This window comes from Streptomyces katrae (genome assembly GCF_000966975.1).
In the GTDB taxonomy this organism is placed as follows: domain Bacteria; phylum Actinomycetota; class Actinomycetes; order Streptomycetales; family Streptomycetaceae; genus Streptomyces; species Streptomyces katrae.
On sequence record NZ_JZWV01000565.1, the window covers coordinates 1 to 4,219 of the forward strand.

Annotated in this window: 5 protein-coding genes; 3 read left to right on the forward strand and 2 right to left on the reverse strand. The window is 68.1% G+C overall.

Annotation, left to right across the window (positions count from 1 at the left end; all coding sequences use genetic code 11):
• Nucleotides 1-266 precede the first annotated feature (266 nt).
• Nucleotides 267-575 (forward strand): co-chaperone GroES, encoded by a 309-nt coding sequence (gene groES / locus VR44_RS20510; RefSeq protein ID WP_045949011.1) that lies wholly within the window; start codon nt 267-269, stop codon nt 573-575.
• A 111-nt stretch (nt 576-686) separates the two neighbouring features.
• Nucleotides 687-2,315, forward strand: coding sequence for a chaperonin GroEL (gene groL, locus VR44_RS20515; RefSeq protein ID WP_045949012.1), 1,629 nt, complete (start codon nt 687-689; stop codon nt 2,313-2,315).
• Nucleotides 2,316-2,428: 113 nt separating this feature from the next.
• Here groL and VR44_RS20520 read toward each other — a convergent pair whose 3' ends face one another.
• Together VR44_RS20520 and VR44_RS20525 are read right to left on the reverse strand one after the other, a co-directional pair.
• Nucleotides 2,429-3,127 carry an ester cyclase gene (locus VR44_RS20520; RefSeq protein WP_045949013.1) on the reverse strand — a complete coding sequence of 233 codons (699 nt, stop codon included), beginning with the start codon at nt 3,125-3,127 and terminating at the stop codon, nt 2,429-2,431.
• An 86-nt stretch (nt 3,128-3,213) separates the two neighbouring features.
• Entirely contained in the window at nt 3,214-3,987 is a 774-nt protein-coding gene (locus VR44_RS20525) for an SDR family NAD(P)-dependent oxidoreductase (protein ID WP_045949014.1), read from the reverse strand.
• 109 nt (nt 3,988-4,096) lie between these two features.
• On the opposite strand from VR44_RS20525, the gene VR44_RS42780 reads away from it, so the two are divergent.
• Nucleotides 4,097-4,219: helix-turn-helix domain-containing protein (locus VR44_RS42780; protein ID WP_157880366.1), on the forward strand; the 123-nt coding region annotated here is incomplete at its 3' end.

The window sequence follows — 4,219 nt, forward strand, 5'->3', positions numbered from 1 at the left end:
GCCTCAAACGCCGGCGGGGCTGGAAGGGCGGCAGGGGCCGGGTTTGGGCCAAACGGGGGCAGCCGCGGCCGGAATGCGTGGAACCGGCGGAGCGTGTTGGCACTCCGCTTGACCGAGTGCTAATCGCCGGAATAGTGTCACACCTGGCACTCGCCACCGGTGAGTGCCAACACAGCGACAGGCAGGTCCGGCACCCGCGACGACGGATCGACCTGGTCGCCACCTCAGACAGTTAACCCCGGATCTCCGAAGGGGGAGGTCGGATCGTGACGACCGCCAGCTCCAAGGTTGCCATCAAGCCGCTTGAGGACCGCATCGTGGTCCAGCCGCTCGACGCCGAGCAGACCACGGCCTCCGGCCTGGTCATCCCGGACGCCGCGAAGGAGAAGCCCCAGGAGGGCGTCGTCCTCGCGGTCGGCCCGGGCCGCTTCGAGGACGGCCAGCGTCTCCCGCTGGACGTCTCCGTCGGCGACATCGTGCTGTACAGCAAGTACGGCGGCACCGAAGTGAAGTACAGCGGCGAGGAGTACCTCGTCCTCTCGGCCCGCGACGTGCTCGCGATCGTCGAGAAGTAATCACTTCTCACGCATTGCTTTGAACTGCGCCCCTGGTCACCCCGCTGATTGCCGGGCGGCGAGGGGCGCGGTTCGTTAAACCCGAGTTTTCGAGAGGGCTGAACCGCTCCCATGGCGAAGATCCTGAAGTTCGACGAGGACGCCCGTCGCGCCCTCGAGCGCGGCGTCAACAAGCTTGCCGACACGGTCAAGGTGACGATCGGCCCCAAGGGCCGCAACGTCGTCATCGACAAGAAGTTCGGCGCCCCCACCATCACCAACGACGGTGTCACCATCGCCCGCGAGGTCGAGCTGGACGACCCGTACGAGAACCTCGGCGCGCAGCTCGTGAAGGAGGTGGCGACCAAGACCAACGACATCGCGGGTGACGGCACCACCACCGCCACCGTGCTCGCCCAGGCGCTCGTCCGCGAGGGTCTGCGCAACGTCGCCGCCGGTGCCTCCCCGGCCGCCCTGAAGAAGGGCATCGACGCCGCGGTCAAGGCCGTGTCCGAGGAGCTCCTCGCGACCGCCCGCCCGATCGAGGACAAGTCCGACATCGCCGCCGTGGCCGCGCTCTCCGCGCAGGACTCGCAGGTCGGCGAGCTCATCGCCGAGGCGATGGACAAGGTCGGCAAGGACGGTGTCATCACCGTCGAGGAGTCCAACGCCTTCGGCCTGGAGCTGGAGTTCACCGAGGGCATGGCCTTCGACAAGGGCTACCTCTCGCCGTACATGGTGACCGACCAGGAGCGTATGGAGGCCGTCCTCGACGACCCGTACATCCTGATCAACCAGGGCAAGATCTCCTCCATCCAGGACCTCCTGCCGCTGCTGGAGAAGGTCATCCAGGCGGGTGGCTCCAAGCCGCTGCTGATCATCGCCGAGGACGTCGAGGGCGAGGCCCTCTCCACCCTCGTCGTCAACAAGATCCGCGGCACCTTCAACGCGGTCGCCGTCAAGGCCCCGGGCTTCGGTGACCGCCGCAAGGCGATGCTGCAGGACATGGCCACCCTCACCGGTGCCACCGTCATCGCCGAGGAGGTCGGCCTCAAGCTCGACCAGGCCGGTCTGGACGTGCTGGGCACCGCCCGCCGCGTGACCATCTCCAAGGACGACACGACCATCGTCGACGGTGGCGGCAACGCCGCTGACGTCGCGGGCCGCGTCAGCCAGATCAAGGCCGAGATCGAGTCCACGGACTCCGACTGGGACCGCGAGAAGCTGCAGGAGCGCCTGGCGAAGCTCGCCGGCGGCGTCTGCGTCATCAAGGTCGGCGCCGCCACCGAGGTGGAGCTCAAGGAGAAGAAGCACCGTCTCGAGGACGCCATCTCCGCCACCCGCGCCGCGGTCGAGGAGGGCATCGTCTCCGGCGGTGGCTCCGCGCTCGTCCACGCCGTCAAGGTCCTGGAGGGCAACCTCGGCCTGACCGGCGACGAGGGCACGGGTGTGGCGGTCGTCCGCCGCGCCGCCGTCGAGCCGCTGCGCTGGATCGCCGAGAACGCCGGCCTCGAGGGCTACGTCATCACCTCGAAGGTGGCGGAGCTGGAGAAGGGCAACGGCTTCAACGCCGCGTCCGGCGAGTACGGCGACCTGGTCAAGGCCGGCGTCATCGACCCGGTCAAGGTCACCCGCTCCGCGCTGGAGAACGCCGCTTCCATCGCCTCCCTGCTGCTCACGACCGAGACCCTGGTCGTCGAGAAGCCGGCGGAGGAGGAGGCCGAGGCCGGTCACGGCCACGGTCACGGCCACAGCCACTGAGGCCCTCGCCCCTGAGCGCTAGCTGAACGAGAAGGCCCTGGTCACCGCTGCGATGCGGGGGTGACCAGGGCCTCTTGCGTGGGGTGCGGCCGTCCGGCCGTCCGGGGGGCCGGTTACTCGGGCATCATGCCCATCTGGCGCATCAGGCTCGGCGCGTCGTAGTACCACCAGCCCTCGGCGATGCTGCCGTTCTCCAGGCGGAAGGTCGTACACCCCGACATCGTGACTTCCTTGCCCGTCGGGGCGACCCCCATGAACTCGCCCTTCTGAGTGCCCTTCCAGTTCCAGAGGGTCGTGACGCAGTCGCCTTCGGCGATCTGGCGGGTCTGGTCGAAGGAGAAGTCGAAGGCGTCCCTCCACATGGTGATGGTCTGCCGCATGCCGTCGCGGCCGTCGCTCTGCCCCTCGCTCTCCATGATGTCGTGGTCCTTGTAGTTCATCGCCAGGCACTCGTCCAGGACGGCGAAGTCGCCCTTCAGGATGCACTCCTCGAACATCCGGTTCACGACGAGCTTGTTGAGGTACTCGTCGCGCACCACGTCGAGGTTCATGAACTTCGGCATTCCCTCGCAGAGGGCGACCATCTCCTGGAACATCCGGTCGGTCTCGGGGAGCTGAGAGTTCTTCATCGCCTCCTCGTACGAGGGGAATTCGACGAGGTCGACGTAGTGGGTCTGGGAGTCGCGGTCCTTGCCGATCATGGTGTGGGTGACCGTGCGCTTCCCGCTGGTCTGTTCCGCGTAGCGGTCGATGAGGGCGTTCATCTCGTCGAACCGCGTGGTTTCGTAATCGATTACCTGTACGAATGTCATCGCGTCGCCTCCCAGGGTGGATGAGACACGTCCAGTTTAGGGAGAATTCACCCTTTTGATGCGATTACCGATGGGTCGGAAGCCCACTACTGCGGGCCGTACTTGCGCCCCGTCCGGGAGGACACACCGCCGAGCAGCCCGCGCGGCGTCAGCTTCACCACGCCCATCAGCGCCTTGTACCGGGGGTCCGGGATCGACACCGTCTTCCCGCGCGCCAGGTCGGCGAGCGCGGCGGCCACCAGCTTGTCGGCGTCGAGCCACAGCCAGCCCGGGATGTTGTCGGTGCCCATGCCGGCCCGCTGGTGGAACTCGGTCCGCACGAAGCCCGGGCACAGCGCCATCATCCGCACCCCGGACCCCGCCAGGTCCCGGGCCGCGCCCTGGGTGAACTGCACGACCCAGGCCTTGCTGGCGCCGTAGGTGCCGCGCGGGACGAACGCGGCGACCGAGGCCACGTTGACGACCCCGCCGCGGCCGCGCGATCGCATGGACTCCGTCGCCGCCGAGGTCAGCCGCAGCACCGCCTCGATGTGCACCTTCAGCATGGCCAGCTCGTCGGCGAGGGAGACCTCCAGGTAGCGGCCCTTGTTGCCGAAGCCGGCATTGTTGACCAGCAGGTCCACCGGGTGCGTACGGTCCCCGAGCCGGGCCTCGACGGCGGCGATGCCCTCGTCCGTGGAGAGGTCGGCGGCCAGTACCTCGGCCTCGATGCCGTGCCGGTCGTGGAGCTCGGTGGCCTGCTCGGCCAGCCGCTTCGTGTCCCGGGCCACCAGGACGAGGTTGTGCCCCTGGGCGGCGAGCCGCCGGGCGAAGGCGGCGCCGATGCCCGCCGTGGATCCAGTGATCAACGCAGTCGTCATGTGCGCAAAATAGCCGCCCGAGTCGTCTCCCGTACCCCTTCGGAGCCCGTTCCCAAAGGTTCGGCTGGGAGATGGCCGTCGTGGCAAAAGCCGGGCTTATGCTCGAAGGGTGATTGAGGCACGCCACCTGCGGATCCTGCGCGCTGTCGCCGGGACCGGTTCCTTCTCCGCCGCCGCCCGCGAACTCGGCTGCACCCAGCCCGCCGTCTCCCAGCAGATGAAGGCCCTGGAG